This window comes from Marinithermofilum abyssi (assembly GCF_014641195.1).
Classification (GTDB): Bacteria; Bacillota; Bacilli; order Thermoactinomycetales; family DSM-45169; genus Marinithermofilum; species Marinithermofilum abyssi.
Map to the genome: position 1 here is coordinate 106,487 of NZ_BMHQ01000002.1, position 22,576 is coordinate 129,062.

Here is a 22,576-nt window from a genome sequence, read left to right on the forward strand (position 1 = left end):
ACAATAAATACCAAGAATCGATAGAAACATTCGAAAACTGTGCATACTCTTTATTCGATACAGAAGACTAAAATCCTTTAGACAATTTGATGTCCCAATATATAAATAATAATGACTATTCCGTAATACATATGTATTTCTCTTCCGGAAAAGCATAGCGGAGCGGGGAGGTTTTCTCCCCCGCCCTCAACCTGGGATGGTCAATTGATGCCCGTATTTTACTAATCGTTGGTTCTTTTTACGCAGACACTACTCCACTCGCTCCGAGGGCACCATGGGCGGCGGAGGTTCGGCACCGCCTGAGGACTTTTTATCCCCGTGATCTATTTCTCTTTTTTGAATCGAGCCGTCCACGCCGTTATAGTAGTAATACTTGGGCACATCCCCAACCACCATGGCATTGGCCAAAGGGATCTCCGTCTTCACTCGAATCGGCTCCGATGTAAAGGGGACGACCACACTCATCTCCGTATCGATATCCATCATCAAGGTGATCATCACATTGTTGACTCCGGCGCTTTTCATTTCCGGACGCAGGTTGATGTTTGTATCTCCTTTGGGCCAGATCTCAATCGGGATCTCCGGACCGTACCCCGCCAAGATGTTGCTTTGGAGCGCCTGCCCCAGAGTAATCCCGACATCTTCATTTTTCAAGTGATACAAACGGTCGCGAAAACTCTTCAACGTCTGATGGTAGATGTCTGCCTGTACTTTTTGGTCGATTTGAATGAAAGAGATTCGATTGTTTTGATCCGTCTTTACCTTCATGATGTTGTTCAAATCATCCCCCATTGCCGACTGCTTTTTGGTGGCATCCATTACCGCTTCTGTCGCCAGCTGCTTTACTTTGGTCTTGGCAATGCTGAACAACATCGGTTCCAGACTGTTCTCCAGTATCCACAAGCATTGAAAAAGCACACCGAACAAAATCGCAAAGGCCAAAAACCAGACGCCCCCCCGTCTGCGACGGCGGATTCCGACCTGAGGCCGCCGGAAACGCCACCGGAACCGCCACCTCTGAAAGCCCATCGTCCATTCCTCCTCTTGCCCCACTCTTATGCGGAAACGCCTGTCCATTTGTCTTTTCTTTCTCCAAAAAACTGGCAGAGTTCGAGAAGGAGACCCGTGCTAGTAACCTGTGACAGAGTCATGTAGAATAGAGACGGCATCATATATGGACGGGAAATACCCAGCAGAATCGGAGGGAGAAGCAATGACCGCATCCGACGCCAAAACGGTGGATTTGACCCGCTATGTATCCAACCTGGATCAAAATGTCTATACCATTTTCAACCTGCCCGAAGAAGTGATCGCTGTTATATTTGCCTATGTGAGCCGCAGCCCGGCCAGTTTCCGGGACAACCTGAAACAACTCCTGCAGGATGACGAGTTGGCCGTAAGCGACTCCGCCGGCGGCATGGCTACCCACTACTCAGAAAAAGCCGCCCGTTTTCATGAAAAGTGGGTCGTCGGCTACGGACACAGCAGTGTGGCGGAGCATGCCGTTGCCCATTTGGGCATCGAACGGATCAGCCGACTCGCGTCCGCCGAATTGGAACTGGCCAACACGTTCAACAGCTTTACGGAGTACAGCCAACGCTACCAACGGCCGGAGCGGGGAGACTTTTACATTCCGCAGGAATTGGAGGAACATCCGGAGTGGAAGGAGTCCTTCGTCCAATTCCAACACCGCGCCTATGACGTGTATGAACGTCTACTGGACGGATTGATCCTCTACTTAATGAAGAAATTGCCCCGGCAGGAAGGGGAGAGCGACAAGCGCTTCCGGCTGCGGACAGAAAAAGTCGCCTTCGAAGATGCCCGCTATGTGCTCACCCTGGCCACCTTGACCAATCTGGGCCTCACGGGCAACGGCCGGGCGCTGCGGGACACCCTCGTCCGCCTGTTGTCCAGCCCCCATCAGGAGTCGCAACAGCTCGCCCGGGACATGGAGCGGGAGATCAGCCAAGTGATCCCCACCCTGCTGAAACATGTCAAACCGAATGACTACCTCTTGGAAACCCGAGAGGCTTTGCGCAAATGGAACAACAGGAATGAAGCTGCCGACTCTTTCAAAGGAGAAGCCTTTGACGGACCCCGGGCCCGGTTTACCCGCATCCCGGATTATGGCGAGGCATTGGAAATCTTGTGTACAGAGCTTTTGGTCAGCGAAAACGGGCTTCCCTACGAAGCCGCGAAACAAACCGTCCAATCCTGGACACAAGAAGAGAAAGAAGAACGGTTGGATGCGTCCCTACGGCACCTGCGTTTCTTTGACAACCCGCTGGATGTATTCCGACATCTTTTCTATCACATGGAGATGCACATCTCCGAGGCCAACTGGCACCAACTCCTTCGCCACAACCGGGGCACCCACTTCAGCTATGGCCAGCCCACCGTCGACCTCGGCTATACCATCCCGCCCCATGTACGGGAAGCGGGGCTTGCGGAACCTTTCGGCGAGCTGATCCGCGAAGCCGACCGGCTGTATGAGCAGCTGACGGAAGTTTGCCCCGCCGCCGCACCTTATGTGGTGACCAATGCCCACCATCGGCAAGTGACCGCCACTGCCAACCTGTGGGAGATGTATCACCTGATCAACTTGCGCACCTCCCCGGAAGCCCAGTGGGATATCCGGCAAACATTTGAGCAGCTTCATGAGACGCTGAAGGAGGAACACCCCGTTCTGGTCCGCTATGCCCAACGGAGGAGATAGAATGGTACAAAAAACGGCACTCGTATATGGGTGCCGTTTTTTATTCACCTTTATGGGTTACTCTGGTGTCCCGGCCAAAACCAGCGTGTGAAGTATATTTGGCAGATCCTTTACCTACAACTCTGCTGGTTTCTCCACGATTGTCCATGGGCTGCGATGATTTTCAATGGATCGATCTTTCGTCCGACGCTCGCTTTCATCCCAACCCTAAAGCACTGGGTTTTCCCGCTCGCTATCTATAAATCCCCGCCGATTAAAATCCCATAAAAAAAAGCCGCTCCCCTTAGTAACAAGGGTTTGCGGCATTTTGCTGTTATGGCTTACTCTTTAAAATCGATATAAAACTGATCCTTGTGCAAGATTCGATCGTAAGCGTACCATGCACCAAGCCAACGTCCATGTGTGTTGTTTGCTGCTCTAGGGATGTATCGTACGGAGAATCTCCCATCTCCTGCACCGGCCCCTTCATAGGTGGTAGCAAACGGAAATTCATCGCATTCATACCCTCTTTCTGACGGATCATAAGGAAGCGTATTACGGAGCTCTCTACATGCACGATCCTTTGCATTATCATTGGCTCGTTTTTGAACTGGATCATAGTTGGGATATAACCGGGTTAACGGCGGTCTTCCCTTGATTCCAGGAATCAAACTTCCCGGGGCTGTAAGGGCATCCTTATGATGCTGAAAGGCTTCCTTCATAATGCTGAAGTAAGGGTTGTTCATGTCATAGTAGAAAACCGGTTGGGCATTGGCAAAGATGGCCCCTTCCTTGGGATAGAAAAAGGGTTTGAAGACAAACAGGTAGTCGGCCGAGTCGGTTCGGACCTTCTCCTTGGAACCGTCTGAAGTAATTGGCGGGTATTTACTACCTGGCGGATCAACGGTTACCCGCGGCCATAAATCCATAAAGCTGACTTGATCCTTGTTCCCAGCAGTGATCGGTGGGGGATCCGAGTCAAAATAGGTTGATCCCTCGCCATCTGCCTGCCATTGCGCAAGCGTTCGGGTATCTGGTGAATCATCTCCAATGCAATCTCGGGTTTCGGAGATGCCATCACACTTGGTACTGACGGATACTTTGGAACCGATCCAACCGCTACTGTCCAAGTCCATATCGATGTCATCGATTTTGTAATTATAGGAGACAGCACGCGTACCATTGTAACTATTACCGATGACTGTTAATCGGAAACTGACCCAGTCACAACCGAAAGGAAACCAACTAGGACCGCAACCTGCCGGATCTGAATATACAACATAGTTGGACCAGCAATAGGAATAGTGGTTTTTAATCCAACCTTTGGATGCGTTGTCGTTTTCCACACACTCATCAAACTGGATATCGTCATAATGGAACGGCGGCGGTGTCCAGCTATCCCCATCATCAGCTTTGGTTACAGGGTTAATCTTAACGGGATAGGTCTGAGGATTTTTCGCGGCTTCTGTTTCCATTTGTTTCAACGTTTGTTTTCTAGGATGATGCTTGTTAGCTGGGATGAGGTTCAATGCTTCTGGAGATTTTCCGTCCTTCAATTGTTGCATGACATGATCTGCTTCTTTGGGGTTACTGGTTGGGATAAAGTACATTTGTGGTTGGCCTTGGAGAGATTTTGCCCTATCCGCTTCTGATACTGGTTTTGCATCAATGGACCCCGGAGTGATTAATAAACTTAACACCAACGTGAGAGCAAAAGCCAACGAAAACCACCGTGATTTTCTTTTCAACCTTTTGCCTCCATCCTAAAAAATTTTGAAATCGGTCACTACACGTTACCGCAAGATACCCCTTTACCCCTCCCCGTGTTAGTGAGATCAATCCAATCATTTCCATTTTATTGTAATTTTGTAAAAAATCAAGAAAAAAATTTTAGAATTAGACTCGAAGAGTGTCTCACCAGGGCACAGTCCAATGAGCCAATTAAGGCCCTTGGTTTTTCGGGCGTTATAGGGGTGTGACAACGATTCACTGATTTATGGCCATTTTCTTAATCTCTGCCGATAACATCTGGTTCACTTCCGACAAACACAAAGCCCTAACGCTAATGAGTGTTTTCGCCGGAGAAATATTAACGGAAGAAAGCCGCCTGTTTCGGGCGGTTTTCAACAGAATGGCGATGTAATCGTTAAATCATATTTAGTCCCAAACTTCTTATTCTCTAGCTTCCGATACGCTTGGCCTTATCGGGAATTAAAAAGACCGGCTCCCTGTATGTTAAGGGAGCCGGTCTTTTGCCGGGACTTTTAACCAAAATATCCCGCTCTCATCCGATCCATACCATATCGGCGGGGCCTTTGTCTTAAAGTGGAAAATCGGTGTTGTTTGCCTAATGTCGATCGCTTAGCGTAGCATTTTTTTAAATTGCTGGCGGTACCCCTAAAATGCTGGTGGTAACCCCGAATACTGTATAATTGTTAGAAAGGAGTGATTATACCTTTGTTGGTAAAAATGAGGAGACAGGTGTTCGATTCGTTGGAAGATAAAGCGCTCGGAGGGGCATGTTTTGAGCCAATAATCCCTAAGATTCGTGGAAAAAACAACACGGTAAAGACACAGGTTTATAAGCAACTGACAAGAGGACAACAAGCGTTGTTCATGTTCCATGTGTTTTATAATCACGCAAGTAAATCTCTGGCTGAGTTTTATTGGTGGAGTGCCTATTTTCTGGCGCAACCAAAAGCATGGTCAGAAATCAAAGTCGGGTTACGATATTTCAGGGCTGATGCCATGTTGCAGCTTCTTGAGGAGATGGAAGGGATTCTTAAAGCGAGGAACCACCCGAATAGTTTTGGAAGGTTCGATGTTTCTTATAAGGACCTTGACAATGATTCGGAGCTTCTCGCATCCGTAAGCCCACTCAATACCATTTTCCATGAAATCTCTCCTGCAATTTTAAAGAGGATTGGTAAGTATATCAGAAACAACCCAAGCGAGTTCATACAGTTCGAGAACTAGGAATAACCTCTCCGAATATAATACCAATGCCTATTAAGAGGTGAGGAAAAATCAACAAAAAAAGTCCTCCTTTAGTAAAGAAGGACAATTCGATGCGTTCTCCGCCCCTCCTAGTAATTTTGCCCTGTATAGCGTATACAGGTTGTTTTTCATGTGAAAGATTTATAACGTATCATAACGTAGATCTTGTTACCTTATAAATCCTTATGCAAAAACCGCCCTCTCCCCTGTTATATCAAGGGTTTAGGGTGGTTTTTTTATTTAACAAACGATGTTCCCTGTTACGTTTCCAATTCATTTTTTATGCAAAACTGCCTTAATCCCAAGCAGAGCAAGGATTGCGGCGGTTTTTTGAGGTGATAAATAAGTAGTTAGATGATCCCTATTAGGTGCATAAAAAACAGCGGGTTTATACACGTTTAAACCTTGTTTATCGACACTAAAATAAAGCTTTCCAGCGAATAAGTACTTGAGTACAATGGAGTGAAATATGCCCCTAACTCCACGCATCTTTTCCTAACGATTCAGTTTAGCTTTTATCAGTTAAATTATTGTCGATTTCAGAGCAGGATTGCTACCAGATACCAGAATCTCAGAGGCTTTTAAAGAAAGGTTGATCGGAGTTACACGGGGCTTTTGGATTGCAGGGCCTGTTCGGTCTCATTTATTCGATTCCATAGATGCCGGATCCATTTCTCATCACTTAAGTACATTGCTTTCAATCGGGATTGATCGGTTTCAAACAGGTAATGGGCCAATGCTTCTCGCAGCAGTTTGGCTTCACGATGCCCAATGGCTATATTTTTTTGAAAATTTATCAATTGATTCCACAAGTTATGAATCCAACTTATATCTTCCATATAATCGTCCCGAAGTCCTGATCTGTCAGGGTGAAAAATGTATTCGGACACAGCATGACGAATGAGCTTCAGTTCGTGATACTCTATGCGGAGTTGTTGGCACCGGTTTCCTCCCATTTTTTATCTTTCTCTCCTTTCTCTTATTCCGTTACAGTTACACTTATGGAGGATGACTATTTTGTCGCCTTTTTAAAGCCTTTCATGTCGATTCCTCGTACCTCCCCAACACTTCCTCGTTTCATCTCCGCAGTATAAATATTATATATTTTTGTTTTTGATTCTTTTTGAAGGGGTCATATATTATTTGTATTTACATAAAAAGGAGTATATGTAAATTGAAAACTCTAAGCCGAATCGCACTTTGCCTATTGTTAGTACTTTCTGTCTTTTTTCTAATACATGTCAGCAATGAAGAAGCGGGCATCCCGGTAGCATTCCTGAACTATCACACAGACCCCAACTACCATACCGATGCCGACACGTTGGACAAGATCTCCAAGGACAACCTGTACAAAATGGGAACACTGGCCACCATTCCGACCTACAACCTGGCCACTGACAAAAAGCTGCCTGTTCCAACAGCTGCTGCAGGACAGCCGATGAAAGCTCAAAGTAAACCGACTGCTTCCTATCAAGAGATGGATGTCAAATAAATACTCCGTACATACAGCCCGTCCACTTGGACGGGCTGTATTATGATGCCAACCCGATCGCCGGTACTTCTCCCGCTTGGGCCGCTCCCATCGTCAGCTCCGACTCGACCCCCGATTCCGTTCACGCCCTATACGGCGACACCAACGTCACCGTTTCCGCCACTGTTCGGGAAATCCGCGGCTACGATTCGGAAACCAATCATCAAACACCTTCTGGCGACAACGCCTCCGACACCCCCGACCGGGTCTTTGTCTCGATCCGGTTCCACAGCTAAACAGCTTTCACTCCGCATAAATCATCTTCACAGTCATGCCGCCGTCTACCACCAAATTGGCCCCGGTGATAAAGTCCGCATCCGGAGAGGTGAGAAAACGGACCGCTTTCGCAATATCCTCCGGGTTACCCACTCTACCGACGGGATGTTGCCGATGATCCTGTTCCGTCAACTCCTCCGGTTCCCGGACGGATCGCTTCTGCCAGGGAGTTACATCGATCCAGCCTGGACTGACCGCATTGACGCGGATCGCTGGTCCCAACGAAATGGCCAATGCATGGGTCAATGCCAACAAACCGCCTTTGGTGGCGGAATAAGACTCGGTGTCGGCTTCCGACATCAAGGCACGCGTGGAAGCGATATGTAGAATGCTGGGATGATCTCCTTTTCGAAGCAAAGGCACACCGTATTTGGCGGTGAGAAAAGCCCCGGTGAGATTGATATCGAGTACCCGGTTCCACTCCTCGAGGCTGAGCTCTTCCACGGAACGGCGAATCATGATGCCGGCATTGTGGATCAGGGTATCCAGCTTGCCTTCTTTCTGTTTGATGGACTCCATCCATTTGTAAACATCCGATTCCCGGGACACATCTCCCCGGGTGAATACGGAACGGCGAACTTCCCCTTCTACCTCACGACCTGCTTCTTCATCCACATCCAGAAAATACACCCGCGCCCCTTCACCGGCAAAATGTTGTACCAACGCCCGGCCAATTCCCTGCCCGCCACCGGTAACAGCGATCACACGTGTATGTGACATGCAACGATTCCCCTTTCCATAGAAAGAGCGTGGCTTTGTCCCCTTTTTGGCCCACGCTTTATTCCCTCTCATTTTATCTGATCGTCTGAGTTGAACCCCATCCCCCTTCTTTTCAAACTATTTCTTCACTTGCAGCCACGCTACCCGATGGGCCATCTATTCCCGTGAAACATCCCATTCGGTCTTCAAGATCTTTATACTACTCCCGAGCTACTCCCGAGCGTTATGGTACGCTTTTCGATGGGATTTCCTGGGCGTGTGGGGGGAGGTGATCCTTTACCTGATCCGGCAATTCCGTTAAACGGCGATACGGCGCCCGCCCGATAGCGCGGGTGGTTACGGTAATATAACTATTTCAGCTTATCCCAAGACGATGGGTGCGAATGACCACAACCCTTATAGATCTGCCGCGTTTTGGCTGCCGAAACCCAGACAAGCACGGATGAAATCCCTCCTCATGATGGAAGAATCTCTTCGGTCCATAGTTGTACCAAGCAACAAGGATGAATATTATCCATCAAAAGGTAAAGTTTTTCAAATAAATCCCCCAACCTTCTGCTTATTTTGTTATGCTCTTGGAACCATTCCCTCAGAAATCGCTTTTCTTTAAGATTATCCAACCCTAAACTAAACATAAAGAATATATCTGTCAGTCAAAAGGAGGTTCCCGGATGAGCCAAGATCAACACCCCGGTCAACAGCAACCGTCCGACCCCTCACCCAATCAGCAGCAACAACCGATGCAACAGCCGAAAATCGAGATTCATCAAGCACCGGCGCAACAGCCGGAAAGCTCCAATAAGGGATGCTTCAGCGGAATGATGATGATTGCCGGCTTGGTCATCGTTCTGGTATTGGGCATCTTGCTCCTCAATACCTTGGGTGGTATCTCTAACGAACTGGGCAATCAGACGGATGCCATGCAGCAGCAAAATAGCATTTTGATAGAGATCCAAAATACCCTGAAGGAACTGGTGGACGCAGTAAAAAATATCGGTCAGCAGCAATGAGAGACGGCTGAAAGTGGCTGATCCATTCCATGACCATGGAAGCAGAGTGCTTTCTGCTTACCTGAATCCCCTGCCGAAGAGCAGGGGATTATTGTTCACTTTGGGGGGATCGCCAAAAAAACCACCGGTGTGTTCCTTCCATATCCCTTTGATAAGTGGTCAACTCTGTCAATGCCCTTTCCTCCGCCGGAATGCGGATGGTCAGGAGCAGCCAGCTATTGATTACGGTCACGGCGACTGCCGTATAGACTGCGCCCAACAACAACGGAAGACATAACAGCTCCACCATCACCACCACATAATTGGGATGCCGCAGCCAACGATAGGGCCCCCGCATCACTGGCGGATGACCGGGAACCACCCAAATCCGCGTGTTCCAATAAGGGCCCAGAGAAGCGATGCTCCAAACACGCAAACCTTGCGCCATCATAAACAGGGTAAAGGGAACAACCCACCAGCTCGGAGGAACAGGCTTCATGCAATACAGTTCCATAAATCCTCCCACAAAAAACAGTCCATGCACACCCGCCACCCACGGATAATGTTCCTTTCCCGCTTCCACACCGCCGTGGAGACACGCCCAACGAGCATTGATGTTTGCCAATCGGAGTTCCGCCAAACGTTGCAAACCGACCAATGCCAGAATCAGCATCCCCACCTTCGTTTCCATTCGCCATCTCCTTCCTTTACCTCGCTCTATTTCCACCTATTTCCCGGGAAAAACCGTTACCATTGCAACAGCAACATTTCTGAGCTGAAGCCGGGCCCCAGCGCAGTAACCAGGCCGTAGGTACCCGGATGATGCATCTCCTCCAACTCTTTTTCCAACACAAACAACACGGTTGCAGAGGACATATTGCCGTTTTCTTCGAGCACCGACTTCGCATGGCGGAATGCTTCCCCGGACAGTCCCAAAGTTTCCTCATAGGCATGCAATACTTTCGCCCCGCCGGGATGCGCGATATAACGCTCCACCTGATCGACTGTCAGCCCTCTCCGATCCAAAAATCGCTCCACGACCGGTTGCATTTCCTGTTTAACGATGGCGGGGATGTCACGGGAGAAGATTACTTGCAACCCGTCATCCGTCACATCCCACCCCATCACATCCAGGGAATCCTGCCAAATGGTACTCATCGCGTCCACAATCAGCGGCCCGGTTGCACCCGCGGCGACTGGACGGGAAGTTTCTCCTGCCACCAACGCTGCTGCCGCGCCATCCCCAAACAGGGAAGAAGCCACCAAATTGCTTTTTGACCGATCCCTTTGACGAAAGGTCAAACTGCATAACTCCACGGCGACGAGCAGCACCGTCTCATCAGGAAATGCCCGCGCATACTCATATGCCCGTGCCAACCCAGCCGCGCCGCCGGCACATCCCAGTCCCCAGATCGGGGTCCGTTTTACATGGGCACTCATCCCCATTTGATTGATCAGCCGAGCATCCAGGCTAGGGGTAGCCAGACCCGATGTGGACACCAGAATAATGTGATCCACCTCCTGAGGAGCGATTTCCAACGATTCCAGACAACGGCGGATCGCTTTCTCCCCCAATTGCACCGCGGTCTTCACGTAGGCTTCATTTCGCTCGGAAAAGGAATGCGGCTGTTCAAACCACTCTTTGGGACGGCTGAGCCACCGCTGACGGATGGCTGCATTGCGAAAAATGGGCAGCAGACGTTCAATCCGGGGCAATGATTCCTGAAAAAGCTCCCGGGCAAAGGATTGCGCTTCCTCCTGTTTCAAAGGGTACGGCGGAACCGCTGTTCCCACAGAAAGCACTCGCGGCATGGAGACCCCCTCCACGTATTTTTCATTAGAATCTCCCGCCCGTCTGGAAACATACACCACCCCATCTTATGGGTAAAATGGTAAAATGAAACCACCCTATGTGTAACAGGGTGGCTGCGAACCCGCATCAATGAGGAGGGTGCTGTGTGCTGTTCTGGATAGGTGGGTTGTTCTGGTCATTGCTGATCCTTTCCGTATTGTTTACCGTCTACGCGTTTTACCGCCAACACTGGGGTTGGATGTTAACAGCAATCATGTTGTATCTACCCTTTATCGGTTATTTCCACGGCACTCCCCGCTTCCAGGGAGCCTTGTTCATCGTGGTATTCTTCGCTGTGGCCGCTGTATGGATCTCCTTTCAGCGCCGCTGGCTTTCCTTTCTCTTTTTACTGCCGGTCCTTTTGTACACCGGTTGGATTTTACACACGGTATACACGGAACAGATGGGTACGCTGCCGCTGTTCCCGTAAATAAGGGCATCCCACTCTTGGTCGCTTTCTCCGACTATGGTATAACTCGATGTTTTCCCTTATCTCCACCTTTCCAAACGGAGTACCTCGTTTGGAAATCACTCCTTGACAATCCCTTTATGATCAGCGGATCACGCCTCTTCATTTATCACCACTCGTTTGCCCCTGGCTTTCATCAGCCACGGCACCGTAAGCCACAGCAATGCCGCCAGCAGGAAAAACAGAGAGATCGGCTTCTCCACGAAAATGCTGAAATCCCCGTCAGAAGCAGTCAATGCCCGCCGCATGTTGTACTCAATCATCGGACCCAGCACAAGCCCCAACACCACCGGGGCCAACGGGTAGTCATGGCGGGCGAGAATATAGCCGAGCAACCCGCAGACCACCAAAACGATAAGGTCAAAGAGGTTCACCTGCACCGCGTACACCCCAAAGATGGAAATGGCGATGATCAGGGGAATCAAATACTTAGGCGGTGTATCGATAATCCTGGCAAATACTTTGACCAGCGGATAGTTCAACACCAGCAGCATGACGTTCCCGATAAACATGCTGGCGATCAGTCCCCAAGCGACATAGGGATGTTCTTCAAATAACAGAGGACCCGGCTGAACATTGTACATGATCAGCGCACCCATGAGGATTGCCGTTGTGCCCGATCCGGGGATCCCCAGCGTCAACAGGGGAATCATCGCACCACCGGAAGCTGCGTTATTGGCAGATTCCGGTCCCGCCACGCCTTCGATGGCTCCTTTCCCGAACCGTTCCGGCTGTTTGCTCCACTTTTTCTCGGTGATGTAGCTGAAAAAGGAAGCCATCGTCGCGCCTGCCCCTGGCAACGTGCCGATGAAAAATCCGAGGAGCGAGCCCCGGGCGATCGGAGCGGCACTCTGTTTCAAATCCTGACGGCTCAGGGTCACTTTGCCCACTTTTCCTGCTTTCTCGTTCTCTCCTCCCCCTTCCAGCACCGTATTAAAGACTTCTCCCAGGGCAAACAACCCCACTGCCACCGTCAAAAACTCCAATCCCTGGTACAATACCGGCTGATCAAAAGTGAATCGGGCTACACCGGAGACATTATCCACCCCGATCGTCCCTAATAGCAAGCCGAATACCGTCATGATCAATGCCTTGGTCATCGATCGCCCTGCCAACCCGCTGACAGCGCACAACCCCAACACCATCAGGGAGAAATACTCAGCGGGCCCAAACATGAGCGCCATCTCCGACAAGGGCTGTGCCAACAATACCAACCCGATCAAGGAGACCACCCCGGCTACAAACGAGCCGATGGCTGCGATGGCCAAAGCATTTCCCGCACGTCCCTGACGCGCCATCTGGTACCCGTCCAACGCGGTGACGACCGAAGACGATTCCCCTGGTGTATTGAGTAAAATCGATGTGGTGGAGCCGCCGTACATCGCCCCATAATAAATACCCGCCAACAGGATGATGGAGCTGGCTGCCGCCTCCTCCGGGCCCATCCCGGCAGTCAAGGAAGCGGATACAGGAATGAGCAGGGCTACCCCGCTCATCGGCCCGATTCCCGGCAATACACCGACTGCCGTCCCGATGAGCACTCCCACAAAAGCAAACAACAGGTTGTGCCATTGAAAAGCGACGAGAAATCCCTTCATCAAATACTCTAACGATTCCACCTTTCACACCCCCTGTCCATCAACCTGTCAGCCACGTAGGAAATCCCGGCAATGTCCCTTGCAAAACACCGACAAACAGACCGTACACCCCGATGGAGAAGACAGCCGCAATCATCACCGAAGAAAGCCACTTCCCCCGCTCCATGATTTGAAAGCCGGCCAACAGAAAGCCGAAGGTGGACAGGACATAGCCCAAGGTTTCCAACAACCCGATATAGACAACGACAGACAACAGCAATGCGCCAAACTGCCGAAGATGAGCTTGATTCCCTTTTGCATCCTTTTCACCAGAGGGACGCAAGCGAAAAGTATCCACCAGCAATCGCACATCCAACAACATGAGAACCGCTCCCAATCCCATGGGAAACACATCGGGTCCTACCTGGGAACCGTAAGCCGTGTGGGACAGTTGCAAGCTTCCGTATACAAAGGCGGCCCCCACCGCAAAAAAGGCGAGGGCGGCCCAACGGTCAAAAGCCGGATTCAAGGATGTTCCCTCCTTCACTTCGCCATGCCCATCTCAGTCAAAATATCTCGAAGTTGTTTTTCCTGCCCGGTCAAAAAGCGTTGGAAATCGGCACTGTTTTTATAGTCCCCTTCCCAGCGGTTTGCCTTCAGCTCTTCTTCCCAGGCACCGGACTTTGAGAGAGATTTCAAGGTATTTTCCCAATACGCTTTGGCCTCAGCACTCATCTCTTTCGGTCCGAATACCCCGCGCCAGATGATAAATTCCGTATCGACCCCGGATTCTTTCAATGTGGGAACCGCTTTTAATTCACCATCCAAACGTTTTGGAGAAGTAACTGCCAACACCCGCACTTTGCCTGCTTTGACATACTCGCTGACAGCGGATGCATCCGTAGCGATCACATCCGCGTTGCCTCCGAGCAGGGCTGCAATCGCTTCCCCGCCTCCATCATAGGGGATGTACTTCAGTTTTTTCGGGTCCACCCCCAACTTATACGCCGGCAGTACCGCCATCACGTGATCCATCGAACCTGGAGCCGATCCGCCTGCGATACGGACCTGACGGGGATTCGCCTTCAGATCTGCCAACAGATCGGATAATTTTTTGTATTTGGAATCTTTTTTGACTACAAACGCGCCGTAATCTCTGGTCAACTGGGCCAGCGGCGTCGTATCCTTGTATCCGTAAGGACTGTTGCCTTCTTTTTTCAAGTGATTGATCAAAAGGGGCGGCGAGTTGACAAACAACTTGTACGGATTCGCCTTATCCTGTGTGGCGTATTCTGCCATAAAAACAACTCCGCCACCCCCGGGTTTGTTCTCCACCGTCAATGATTGTTTGATCAGCTTTTCTTCCGTCAGCGCCTTGGCCATCGCCCGAGCCGTCAGATCCCATCCGCCTCCCGCACCGGAAGGCGCCACGATCGTCACCGGTTTTTCGGGGTACCCTTCTGTGCTGTTTTTCTCACTGGCAAAAGGATCTCCGCCTCCACTGCATGCCGACATGCCTAGGGCCAACAAGCCTCCAAGGATCCATCCTGTCCATTTTTTCATACCACCCGCTCCCTCCATTGACGTCAAAACAGACGGATTACTATGATTTTTCGGTCTATTTTCCGATTATCCTTCTTTTTTTACTAGATTTATCGTTTTAGAAATAGCGAGCGGGAAAACCCAGCCCTCCAAACCAACTTATCCATCTTGTCCCTTCGGCTTCTCTTCACATGCCGTACACCACAGACGTTTCTCTTCATCCACTACGCCGTTCAAAAACCCGTTCAGGCAGTAGACTTCCCTGCCGCATCCTGTACACATGCCAACCAACTCTTTCACACCGTCTCAACTCCCTGACACACCCCATGTTGGGTTAATATTTTCAGAAGCAGATTCAGCCATCAAGACCAGCCTCCATCGACGATGAAAAATCGAAAGAACGATCGCCAAGTGGAGATAAACAACTTTGGCACCAAAACCTTGTATGCTACACCGCCACCAAAGACCGATGATAATCCCGAACGGATTGGGTACATGGAGTTTTTCACCCACCAAGTCATGGATCCAGCCCGATTTCCTACGCGAACACTGGTTTCTCCAAAACAGAAGGTCCGTTGGGATTCCGCTGACTATATGAAGGTGATTGACCCCAATCAAACATTCGGACAAAAATAAAACAACCTCAAGAGTGAAAATTCTGGGGCAGTTTTATTTTTGTAGCTGAAGAGAACTATTAGCCAATAAATTGTACCAATAGCTGGTTAAACTTCTCACGTTCTTCCCAGAAAGGGCCATGACCGCTGTATTGAAACGGGACAAGCTGTGAATTTCTTATTTTTTGATTTAGTTCCCGAGCTTGTGCAAATGGAATCACTTTGTCGTGTATGCCGTGAATTATTAAAGTAGGGACAAATATTTTTTGCAGATCAGCATCAAGCTTCTCATCTCTTAGTAAAATTATGATTGCCGCGGTTGACCAACCTGCTGCTTGTAATCCCAATTGAAAAAACCAGTCTGAGAATGAGCCGGTTATATATTGAAAGAAAAAGGTGTCTATTACTCCCCGCATCATCTTAGGTCGGTCATTTAATGTTTCAGTAAGAAGTTTATTAGCAGTTTCTTTTGTAAAGCCTATGGGAGCTGCAGCGTCTATAAGGACAAGTTTGGATACTCCGTAACCATTGTATCGGGCCATATAATGAATCGCAATCGCTCCACCTGTGGAGTGACCCACGAGTGTGAAGTTGCCTAATTGAAGTGCACCAACTACAGTGCGGATATCATCTGCCAATCGGTCATAATTGTAGCCACTCATTGGTTTATCCGACTTACCGAACCCTCTCCAGTCAATTCCTATACAGCGGTATCCCATTGCGGGAAGAACATCAAACTGATACTCAAACTGTTTATGGTTTAACGGCCAACCATGTAAAAACACGATGGTCTTGCTTCCCCCGGGGTTTATATCTTCCACATATATACTTACGCCTGGTTCTACACTAACAAAGTATCCCACACCGATTCCTCCGTTTAATTAAAGTGGCATCAACAATAAGATACTCACCTATTTTCCCTAGGTGAATATCTATTCACCATGGGGCATCTCTCGGCGGCTTCTCGAAATAAAACCTTGACAAGATTTTATTTTTGTGGTATGATTTATTTTTATTTATTGACTTAAGGAGTGGATTTGGTATACTTCTTTTTAGATGTTATCTCTTAGTTCCTAAGGAGATAGGCTCTAAAAGGAGGATATTCAAATGAAAGAAAACCAAGTCAGTCTTACTGCAATAATGACCGCCTACTTACGTGCCTACCATGCCACGAATGATACCCCAAAAATTTTTGATGACTTTCTAGCCTATCGTTTGATACCTCCGACCAGGCGACAAATACCTTGCCGTCTTTATTGCAAGCCATGGGGTTACCTCATGTCCTTAGCCGTTCAAGATATACGGAAGACAACCTTGATCAGGCTGTAAAACAAGGGATGGAGCAGTATGTGATACTCGGGGCTGGGATGGATACCTTTGCTTTTCGTCGTCCGGATCTCCTAAGTCAGGTTCAGGTATTTGAAGTGGACCACCCGGCCACACAAGCCTTCAAACTGAATCGACTGGCTGAATTAGGATGGGAAATCCCATCAAATCTTCACTTTGTACCTGTGGATTTCACACAGGAGAGTTTGGCTGATGCACTTAAGGGAACTTCATATGACTTGCAGACTAAAAGTTTTTTTAGTTGGCTAGGTGTCACAATGTACTTAACTCGAAACGAAGTGTTCGCAACGCTGCGTTCCATTACCGATATTGCCCCCGTGGGCAGTGCGGTTATTTTCGATTACTTTGTACCAGAAGAAGCTACCCCACATATGAAAGAAATGCAGGAGGATTTACGAAAGATAGGCGAGCCGATTAAAACGACCTTTGACCCGTCAACACTGGCTTTTGAACTGGAAAGTTTAGGGCTCCGTCTTCATGAGAACTTAAGCCCATCCGATATCCAAGAACGCTATTTTCAGAGTCAAACGGACGGTTATTATGCGAGTAAACATGTGCGCTTTGGGTGGGCAGTAGTAGAGTAAAAAATGTTCTCCCATATTAGATGATTATTCATACATAGCTAGAACACAACCCACATAGTTAGAACACAAACTTAGACCGACCGAAGAACTCAAATAAGGAGTCAGGGGGAACAGTGGCGACGGTGGTTCTGATGACGGGACCAGCGAAAACAACAACACCGATGAAAACTCAGATGATTCCAACAATAACAGCGGTAAGAACGAGGATAAGCCCAAAGGTGACAAATACCTAAGACCGCAATCAATGATGTTACCTTCTCCTTGGTGGGTGGGTTGACCTCTATTGATGGTTTGATTCTTCTTTTCGTCGCCGTCGCATCGAACAGTAATTAACAACACCCTCCCTGCAAGGAACAGGTTTACGCCTGTTCCTTTTTGCTTGTTGGCGGTCAAGGGATCGACGGGGGCGGGGAAAACCACGACGCTGTATGCCATCCTGCAGGAGCTGAACCGGGAAGAACTTAACCCGGATCACCTTGGCGATGCCTTAAGGCTCATCAACTCACCATACCGGAACAGCTTTTTGTGGTCGTGCAGAATAAGAAAATCACCCGGCTGAAATGGATGTTAAGCGGATATCGTCAAATTTATATTATCGCCGCGTGTTTTATTGAACTAGCCCAATGCGGATGCATCTCTTTTGGAGACAAATGGCGGATCAAACTGTTGAATCCGGACCCGACCCGCATTTCCTACCTAGATGAGATGCTGGGCCCAGTGGTTTGTTAAGCTATAGGGTATTCATACTTCTCGGGTTGAAGAAGGCAATGGTGTAGCGGGTCCTAATGTAATATTGTACTCCCTTGAGTTGCAATTACTTTGTAACCCCTTCGTATAAGCATTTACCATCACTTTGCGTGGATGTGTTTCCAAATCTTTCAGTGAGGATACAGTAGCACCCTTAATGGGCTCACTTCCTGTCTAAATTCGAATTTCTGAAAAAGGGTTATGTAATTAGCCCTTTCGTTGTTGACTCCGAGGAATAATATAACCTACCTAAACTTTCTAAGGTAGATTCCTTATTGCTAAGGGGAAATGAGTTTATGAAACATACGGTAATTCGCAGCAAAATGAAAAAGGGAAAACCCCTCATGAAAGATCCTATCGTATCGCGTTATGTGCCAGAAATGAACTGGCTTGATTCCTCAAGCCTCAAAAGGATGATTAAAACCTATTCCACTGTGTATATCAAGCCTGACAAAGGTAGACAGGGGAAGGGAGTCATCCGGGTCAAAAAGCTGAATAATTCGAAGAGTGAAATTTCCTATAAACAAAAAACGAAAAGGGTCTCTTCAAAAAAAGTGATGAAGGAAATAAAAAAGAATATACATCTCCGAAAAAAATACCTGATTCAGCAGGGGATTGAGTTGGCAACCTATCACCGTCGTCCATTCGATGTACGTCTTGTTCTACAAAAACCATTGAACCGGTGGCGGCTTACGTTGATGACTGCAAAAGTCGCGCCCCGGAGAAATTCCATTGTCACCAATGTGTCAAAAGGAGCAAAGGATGTGAATGTAGTCAAGGTTTTACATGGAGTCGATCAACCTTTGAACGTGTTGGAGGTTTTAAGGGAATTAATCGATGTCTCCCACCAGATTGTTCAGGTATTAGATTCCCATTTTCCCCTTCAAATCGTCGGTTTAGACATGGGCATCGACAAGAAAGGGAAAGTTTGGTTTATTGAGGCGAATACCAAACCGGATTGTACAGGTTTGAGAAAGCTGGATCGAAAGCTGTATCGAAAATACCTCGAAGCAAAAAAATTAATAGGTAAAGGTAATCGTATGTCCATCAAAAAAACACCACGTTAAAAGCTGACGTCTGTTTATCAGCTACAGATGAGCAAATCAGCTATAGAGTAACTGAACTTAAAGATACACCTTTTTATATAAGCGTCCCCCTCAAGAAGGACAGCAGCTTTTTGAAACCAAGCGTTACCGCCTTGACGAAGGAATACGGCAACGAAGTTAGCACGTCTGGCCTGGCCTTTCGGATGATCCGATAAACCTCATTGACCCCCTTTAAGACCCGGAACGGGTCCTTGAAATTGTTCCAGTCAAAGAGGTGGCGCAGCTTTCCAGTGGCAGGCACGGGAAAGCTGCTTCACTTTGAGTAGGTCGCGTGTGTGGAGTCGCTGGGCCATGGATACATTCCCCAGTGATATGGTCCCAATAGGAACCGGTTTCGTTGTCCCCCAGCAAGGCTACGCCATTATACACCCCCACGCCCCCTCTTCCTGCACCCGGAGCCCATCGAAAGAGTTAACTCATCATATGGAGAGTTGCATTGTTGGTCTCTAGACTGCCAACCATCTCCTTTTACTCTTAACTTTCCGCATTTAACCGTCGCAAATGAGAGATTCATTGAATAGAGTATGTTAAATACTCTTTAAGGAAGTTGATCAATGAGGAAGTTTGTCGCAGTGTTAAGTGGCCAGGAAGAAGTCCCGCCCGTTCGAACCCGAGCTTTCGGGATCCTCAAATTGAAAGTGAACAAAAAACAGACCCAACTGCGCTACCGGTTGACGGTATTTAACCTTCGCAAATTCACCCAAGCCCACCTCCACCTTGCACCCCGTGGAGTCAACGGCCCTATTGTGGCATTTCTTTTTGGACTCACCGTCCCGGGAATTAGTGTAAACAGAGGCAGAGTTACGGGGACCATTAAAAACGGGGACCTGATTGGTCCCCTGCAGGGGATGACCATTGCCAACTTGGTTCGACAAATCCGCCGAGGCAACATTTATGTCAATGCACACACAGAGCAGAATCCGGATGGAGAAATCCGTGGTCAAGTCCGTAAAGCCCGACGTAAAGCCAAACGGTGCAAATAACACGAACCCCTGTCTTAAGCACCCATTGAGGGTGGATCTCTGATCCAACACCTCATCAGATGAACCCCTCTCCCCTCGGGGACGGGGGTTCTTTTTACGCTGTTTATTGTCCCCTGCCGCTGTCTTTTGAGAAAAACTCCCTCGACACAAAAAGGACGCCCCTTTTCCTGGGGCGTCCTTTTTTGGGTTATTGCGCTGTCCATTCATATGCTGCCAGTACACACCCGATAATCACATATACAAGCACAATATATCCGGTAAAGGCCCATCGCTGTGAGGGATTTGTTCGTTTCCCCTTACGAGGCCAGTGTTTACGGGCCAGCCGGAAGCCGATGAGGCCGAGGCTGAGTCCCAATAAGATAAACATCATACTGTTGTTCAGCCATCCTGCAATCCGCATGATGTTCAAAACGACCAGCAGGAACAAAACACGTCCCCACAAGCCGCGATCAAAGGACAAGGGAATCCACCCCCTTCACCCATCATGCGGCAACCCCCGCAAGTGATTGAATCGATGGTTGCAAACCGTTTCTCTATTATTTCTGCTGTCCGTAAATCTTACAGCGGGGATAGGTATAGGAAAAACCGTACCAACGGGTGTAAAGTTGAAGAGGCCGGTCCGTTCCCTTCCCCGTTTCCTTCTCTTCGGTATAGATCGCATCCGGATATATTCCGGAAGCGTCCAAGGTAATCCGAATTTCTGCTCCACCCACCGTGTCCCATACGGTTCCACCACACCGGCGAAGCACCTCCAACGGATAAAAACACTGCTCCCCTCCCTCGATGATACCCAAGCCGCTGGTCATTCGCGGAAGGCGCTCATCGGGGGCCTGCATCGTTTTGGTAAAACCCGGAGGCAATATCTCCTTTCGATGCATCCAATTCATGACGCGGCTGAGCCAACGCATGCGAATATTTGGGCGGGAAAGTGCTATACGAATATCGGGCCATTTCCCCAACGCTTCCTCTACCGTGGTGTGACGGATCGGATATACCTCCATTTTGACCCCTTTGGATGGACCGTGCAGACATTCACCGGTCATGTGGTCCCACCAGGAATGGGTTTCATCATCCCCCAAAAGCAGGAGACCATTGTATAATCCGCGGGGACCAAAATGATACACCTTGCCGTTGATGACGGGAACCATACTAGTTCCGCTGTGACAAACTCCTCAGTAAGCTACCAAGTAAGGGTGACCCGCCAATTCCCCTTGAGCGATGTGATGGTAAGCCATCTGGTAAACGGAAAACGCCAGTGGTACCCCATTCCGTTCAACGACCAACAGTTCGTCCTTTCGATGCATTCGACCGGACCGCACCACATCCCGCAGCGGCAGTGAGCCCTTGACCTGCATCGGGGGGAATAAGTTTTTCCGACTTAACCGTGCTTTCCGGACATCCAATCCCTTCACAACCAGAACACCTCTATTTCAAATTCCTCTTTATTTTGACACAGAGACGATCGTGATGTCCATTTGAATCCGAATTTCTGTAAGATATATAAATCTTAAAAAAACGTCCGGGACGAACAGATCAACTTGTTACTGGCTCCGGCTAACCTGCAGAACTCGTCGGCCCCGCAGGACCAGTAAAAAAAAGGGTGACGCATGCTGCGTCAGCCCTCTTTCTTTTCTCCGTATAATTCGCACCCCGGGAAGGTGAAGGCGAAACCATACCAGCGGCAATAGAGCTGCATCGGTTTCTCCTGTTGATCCGAGAATACCGCCGACGGGAATCCTTCCTCGTTGACCGTGACCACCATCGGGCGGCCGTCCACTTGATCCTGCAACTCGCCTCCGGCATCCTGAATGGCGGACATCGGATAAAAGCGTTTGGTCTTTTTCGTGTAGACACCTAGTCCGCTGGTCATATCCGGCAGGCGTGTGTCCCGCTCACCCATAGACAGATAGAAATACGGCGGGAAAATACCTCGGTTGCCGAAAAAGTTCATTAACGGCTCCAAGATCCAGCGACGGTACCAGGGCTGAACCGACAGGGCAATCCGCAGGTCCGGCCACCGCTTCAACGCATGCTCCACAGACATGTGTTCCACAGGGATCAGTTGCAACATTTCCCCTTTGAGTTCACCGTGGATACATTCACCGGAGATGTGATCCCAGTAGGATTGGGTCTCATCATCGGCCAACAGAGCCATTCCATTATAAATCCCGATGCACGAGAAGTGGTGCACGGCTCCGTCCACTACCGGCACCATGCTGGTCGCCCCGTGACAGATCGCACAAAAGGCCAAAATGTACGGCTGCCCTGCCAACTCTCCTTGGGCCACATGGTGATAAGTCATCTGATAAAGCGAGAATGCAAGTCGGTGGCCACCCCGTTCCACCACCAATACTTCGTCAGTGGGCTTCATTTTCTTCCGTTCCAGAACATCCGCCAGCGGCTCCGACCCGACCACGTCAAAGCGCTGGAAGTGATTATCCCGGATAATCTTCTTTTCATTAAAATCCTGAATAATCATGCTTCATACTCCTTTCGCTCCCGGCAAAAACAGAATCAAGAAAAAACCAGTCCAATCGATATGAACGG

Annotated in this window: 25 protein-coding genes and 1 pseudogene; 11 read left to right on the top strand and 15 right to left on the bottom strand. The window is 48.9% G+C overall.

From position 1 onward, the window contains the following. Positions 1 to 249: 249 nt before the first annotated feature. Positions 250 to 1,029 carry a sporulation protein YunB gene (gene yunB, locus IEW70_RS02695; protein WP_188646393.1) on the bottom strand — a complete coding sequence of 260 codons (780 nt, stop codon included), beginning with the start codon at positions 1,027 to 1,029 and terminating at the stop codon, positions 250 to 252. Between the two features lie 184 nt (positions 1,030 to 1,213). On the opposite strand from yunB, the gene IEW70_RS02700 reads away from it, so the two are divergent. Then, positions 1,214 to 2,716, top strand: coding sequence for an FAD-dependent thymidylate synthase (locus IEW70_RS02700; protein ID WP_188646394.1), 1,503 nt, complete (start codon positions 1,214 to 1,216; stop codon positions 2,714 to 2,716). A 320-nt stretch (positions 2,717 to 3,036) separates the two neighbouring features. Here IEW70_RS02700 and IEW70_RS02705 read toward each other — a convergent pair whose 3' ends face one another. Further along, positions 3,037 to 4,443 (bottom strand): NucA/NucB deoxyribonuclease domain-containing protein, encoded by a 1,407-nt coding sequence (locus tag IEW70_RS02705; RefSeq protein ID WP_188646395.1) that lies wholly within the window; start codon positions 4,441 to 4,443, stop codon positions 3,037 to 3,039. A 745-nt stretch (positions 4,444 to 5,188) separates the two neighbouring features. Here IEW70_RS02705 and IEW70_RS02710 point away from each other — a divergent pair. Then, the gene (locus IEW70_RS02710) at positions 5,189 to 5,671 is read left to right on the top strand and encodes a hypothetical protein (protein ID WP_188646396.1); all 483 of its coding nucleotides are present in this window, start codon (positions 5,189 to 5,191) and stop codon (positions 5,669 to 5,671) included. Between the two features lie 623 nt (positions 5,672 to 6,294). Here IEW70_RS02710 and IEW70_RS02715 read toward each other — a convergent pair. Beyond that, entirely contained in the window at positions 6,295 to 6,531 is a 237-nt protein-coding gene (locus IEW70_RS02715) for a hypothetical protein (protein WP_188646397.1), read from the bottom strand. A gap of 335 nt (positions 6,532 to 6,866) precedes the next feature. Here IEW70_RS02715 and IEW70_RS02720 point away from each other — a divergent pair, with 335 nt between their 5' ends. Together IEW70_RS02720 and IEW70_RS02725 are read left to right on the top strand one after the other, a co-directional pair. Next, positions 6,867 to 7,184, top strand: coding sequence for a M28 family peptidase (locus IEW70_RS02720; protein WP_188646398.1), 318 nt, complete (start codon positions 6,867 to 6,869; stop codon positions 7,182 to 7,184). A 26-nt stretch (positions 7,185 to 7,210) separates the two neighbouring features. Then, positions 7,211 to 7,459, top strand: a complete 249-nt coding sequence (locus IEW70_RS02725) for a hypothetical protein (protein ID WP_188646399.1) — start codon at positions 7,211 to 7,213, stop codon at positions 7,457 to 7,459. Positions 7,460 to 7,466: 7 nt separating this feature from the next. On the opposite strand, the gene IEW70_RS02730 is transcribed toward IEW70_RS02725, so the two are convergent. Further along, positions 7,467 to 8,219: an SDR family oxidoreductase gene (locus IEW70_RS02730; RefSeq protein ID WP_188646400.1), complete on the bottom strand. Its 753-nt coding sequence runs from the start codon at positions 8,217 to 8,219 to the stop codon at positions 7,467 to 7,469. Between the two features lie 671 nt (positions 8,220 to 8,890). Here IEW70_RS02730 and IEW70_RS02735 point away from each other — a divergent pair. Beyond that, positions 8,891 to 9,229, top strand: a complete 339-nt coding sequence (locus tag IEW70_RS02735; protein ID WP_188646401.1) for a hypothetical protein — start codon at positions 8,891 to 8,893, stop codon at positions 9,227 to 9,229. A gap of 88 nt (positions 9,230 to 9,317) precedes the next feature. Here the strand turns inward: IEW70_RS02735 and IEW70_RS02740 are convergent, their stop codons facing one another. Together IEW70_RS02740 and IEW70_RS02745 are read right to left on the bottom strand one after the other, a co-directional pair. Continuing rightward, positions 9,318 to 9,899 carry an isoprenylcysteine carboxyl methyltransferase family protein gene (locus tag IEW70_RS02740; RefSeq protein WP_229751786.1) on the bottom strand — a complete coding sequence of 194 codons (582 nt, stop codon included), beginning with the start codon at positions 9,897 to 9,899 and terminating at the stop codon, positions 9,318 to 9,320. Positions 9,900 to 9,955: 56 nt separating this feature from the next. Beyond that, positions 9,956 to 11,020: a type III polyketide synthase gene (locus IEW70_RS02745; RefSeq protein ID WP_188646402.1), complete on the bottom strand. Its 1,065-nt coding sequence runs from the start codon at positions 11,018 to 11,020 to the stop codon at positions 9,956 to 9,958. Positions 11,021 to 11,166: 146 nt separating this feature from the next. Here IEW70_RS02745 and IEW70_RS02750 point away from each other — a divergent pair, with 146 nt between their 5' ends. Next, positions 11,167 to 11,490 (top strand): hypothetical protein, encoded by a 324-nt coding sequence (locus IEW70_RS02750; RefSeq protein WP_188646403.1) that lies wholly within the window; start codon positions 11,167 to 11,169, stop codon positions 11,488 to 11,490. A 131-nt stretch (positions 11,491 to 11,621) separates the two neighbouring features. Here the strand turns inward: IEW70_RS02750 and IEW70_RS02755 are convergent, their stop codons facing one another. The 5 genes from IEW70_RS02755 to IEW70_RS02775 form a co-directional block, all read right to left on the bottom strand. Further along, complete coding sequence (locus tag IEW70_RS02755) at positions 11,622 to 13,127, bottom strand: tripartite tricarboxylate transporter permease (protein WP_373285906.1); 1,506 nt, start codon at positions 13,125 to 13,127, stop codon at positions 11,622 to 11,624. 40 nt (positions 13,128 to 13,167) lie between these two features. Next, complete coding sequence (locus tag IEW70_RS02760; protein WP_188646405.1) at positions 13,168 to 13,635, bottom strand: tripartite tricarboxylate transporter TctB family protein; 468 nt, start codon at positions 13,633 to 13,635, stop codon at positions 13,168 to 13,170. Positions 13,636 to 13,649: 14 nt separating this feature from the next. Continuing rightward, a complete protein-coding gene (locus IEW70_RS02765) occupies positions 13,650 to 14,669 on the bottom strand; it encodes a tripartite tricarboxylate transporter substrate binding protein (RefSeq protein ID WP_188646406.1) in 1,020 nt (339 codons plus the stop codon). A 138-nt stretch (positions 14,670 to 14,807) separates the two neighbouring features. After that, positions 14,808 to 14,948: a hypothetical protein gene (locus IEW70_RS02770; protein WP_188646407.1), complete on the bottom strand. Its 141-nt coding sequence runs from the start codon at positions 14,946 to 14,948 to the stop codon at positions 14,808 to 14,810. A 394-nt stretch (positions 14,949 to 15,342) separates the two neighbouring features. Next, positions 15,343 to 16,125, bottom strand: coding sequence for an alpha/beta fold hydrolase (locus IEW70_RS02775; protein WP_188646408.1), 783 nt, complete (start codon positions 16,123 to 16,125; stop codon positions 15,343 to 15,345). Between the two features lie 381 nt (positions 16,126 to 16,506). Between IEW70_RS02775 and IEW70_RS02780 the strand changes: the two genes are divergently transcribed. From IEW70_RS02780 to IEW70_RS02800, 5 genes are all read left to right on the top strand, one after another. Next, positions 16,507 to 17,193, top strand: a complete 687-nt coding sequence (locus IEW70_RS02780; RefSeq protein ID WP_229751788.1) for a class I SAM-dependent methyltransferase — start codon at positions 16,507 to 16,509, stop codon at positions 17,191 to 17,193. A 328-nt stretch (positions 17,194 to 17,521) separates the two neighbouring features. Beyond that, complete coding sequence (locus tag IEW70_RS18355) at positions 17,522 to 17,752, top strand: ATPase, T2SS/T4P/T4SS family (RefSeq protein WP_188646695.1); 231 nt, start codon at positions 17,522 to 17,524, stop codon at positions 17,750 to 17,752. Further along, positions 17,719 to 17,922 (top strand): hypothetical protein, encoded by a 204-nt coding sequence (locus IEW70_RS02790; RefSeq protein WP_188646409.1) that lies wholly within the window; start codon positions 17,719 to 17,721, stop codon positions 17,920 to 17,922. The genes IEW70_RS18355 and IEW70_RS02790 overlap by 34 nt, the downstream gene beginning before the upstream one ends. A gap of 314 nt (positions 17,923 to 18,236) precedes the next feature. Continuing rightward, positions 18,237 to 19,007, top strand: coding sequence for a YheC/YheD family protein (locus tag IEW70_RS02795; protein ID WP_188646410.1), 771 nt, complete (start codon positions 18,237 to 18,239; stop codon positions 19,005 to 19,007). Positions 19,008 to 19,600: 593 nt separating this feature from the next. Continuing rightward, positions 19,601 to 20,029: a CHRD domain-containing protein gene (locus tag IEW70_RS02800; protein ID WP_188646411.1), complete on the top strand. Its 429-nt coding sequence runs from the start codon at positions 19,601 to 19,603 to the stop codon at positions 20,027 to 20,029. Positions 20,030 to 20,216: 187 nt separating this feature from the next. On the opposite strand, the gene IEW70_RS02805 is transcribed toward IEW70_RS02800, so the two are convergent. The 4 genes and pseudogenes from IEW70_RS02805 to IEW70_RS02820 form a co-directional block, all read right to left on the bottom strand. Then, positions 20,217 to 20,489: a hypothetical protein gene (locus tag IEW70_RS02805; protein WP_188646412.1), complete on the bottom strand. Its 273-nt coding sequence runs from the start codon at positions 20,487 to 20,489 to the stop codon at positions 20,217 to 20,219. Between the two features lie 76 nt (positions 20,490 to 20,565). Further along, a pseudogene (locus tag IEW70_RS02810) lies at positions 20,566 to 21,183 on the bottom strand (DUF3179 domain-containing (seleno)protein); the annotation flags it as partial. Between the two features lie 18 nt (positions 21,184 to 21,201). Further along, on the bottom strand, positions 21,202 to 21,441 hold the full coding sequence (locus IEW70_RS18260; RefSeq protein ID WP_188646414.1) for a DUF3179 domain-containing (seleno)protein: 240 nt from the start codon (positions 21,439 to 21,441) through the stop codon (positions 21,202 to 21,204). Positions 21,442 to 21,644: 203 nt separating this feature from the next. Further along, positions 21,645 to 22,508 (bottom strand): DUF3179 domain-containing (seleno)protein, encoded by an 864-nt coding sequence (locus tag IEW70_RS02820; RefSeq protein WP_188646415.1) that lies wholly within the window; start codon positions 22,506 to 22,508, stop codon positions 21,645 to 21,647. Between the last annotated feature and the right edge of the window lie 68 nt (positions 22,509 to 22,576).

Coding starts and splice junctions, on each gene's coding strand:
- yunB (WP_188646393.1), bottom strand. CDS start 1,029: ATGGGCTTTCAGAGGTGGCGGTTCCGGTGGCGTTTCCGGCGGCCTCAG.
- IEW70_RS02700 (WP_188646394.1), top strand. CDS start 1,214: ATGACCGCATCCGACGCCAAAACGGTGGATTTGACCCGCTATGTATCC.
- IEW70_RS02715 (WP_188646397.1), bottom strand. CDS start 6,531: ATGGAAGATATAAGTTGGATTCATAACTTGTGGAATCAATTGATAAAT.
- IEW70_RS02730 (WP_188646400.1), bottom strand. CDS start 8,219: ATGTCACATACACGTGTGATCGCTGTTACCGGTGGCGGGCAGGGAATT.
- IEW70_RS02735 (WP_188646401.1), top strand. CDS start 8,891: ATGAGCCAAGATCAACACCCCGGTCAACAGCAACCGTCCGACCCCTCA.
- IEW70_RS02740 (WP_229751786.1), bottom strand. CDS start 9,899: ATGGAAACGAAGGTGGGGATGCTGATTCTGGCATTGGTCGGTTTGCAA.
- IEW70_RS02745 (WP_188646402.1), bottom strand. CDS start 11,020: ATGCCGCGAGTGCTTTCTGTGGGAACAGCGGTTCCGCCGTACCCTTTG.
- IEW70_RS02755 (WP_373285906.1), bottom strand. CDS start 13,127: ATGAAGGGATTTCTCGTCGCTTTTCAATGGCACAACCTGTTGTTTGCT.
- IEW70_RS02765 (WP_188646406.1), bottom strand. CDS start 14,669: ATGAAAAAATGGACAGGATGGATCCTTGGAGGCTTGTTGGCCCTAGGC.
- IEW70_RS02795 (WP_188646410.1), top strand. CDS start 18,237: ATGAAACATACGGTAATTCGCAGCAAAATGAAAAAGGGAAAACCCCTC.
- IEW70_RS02800 (WP_188646411.1), top strand. CDS start 19,601: ATGAGGAAGTTTGTCGCAGTGTTAAGTGGCCAGGAAGAAGTCCCGCCC.
- IEW70_RS02820 (WP_188646415.1), bottom strand. CDS start 22,508: ATGATTATTCAGGATTTTAATGAAAAGAAGATTATCCGGGATAATCAC.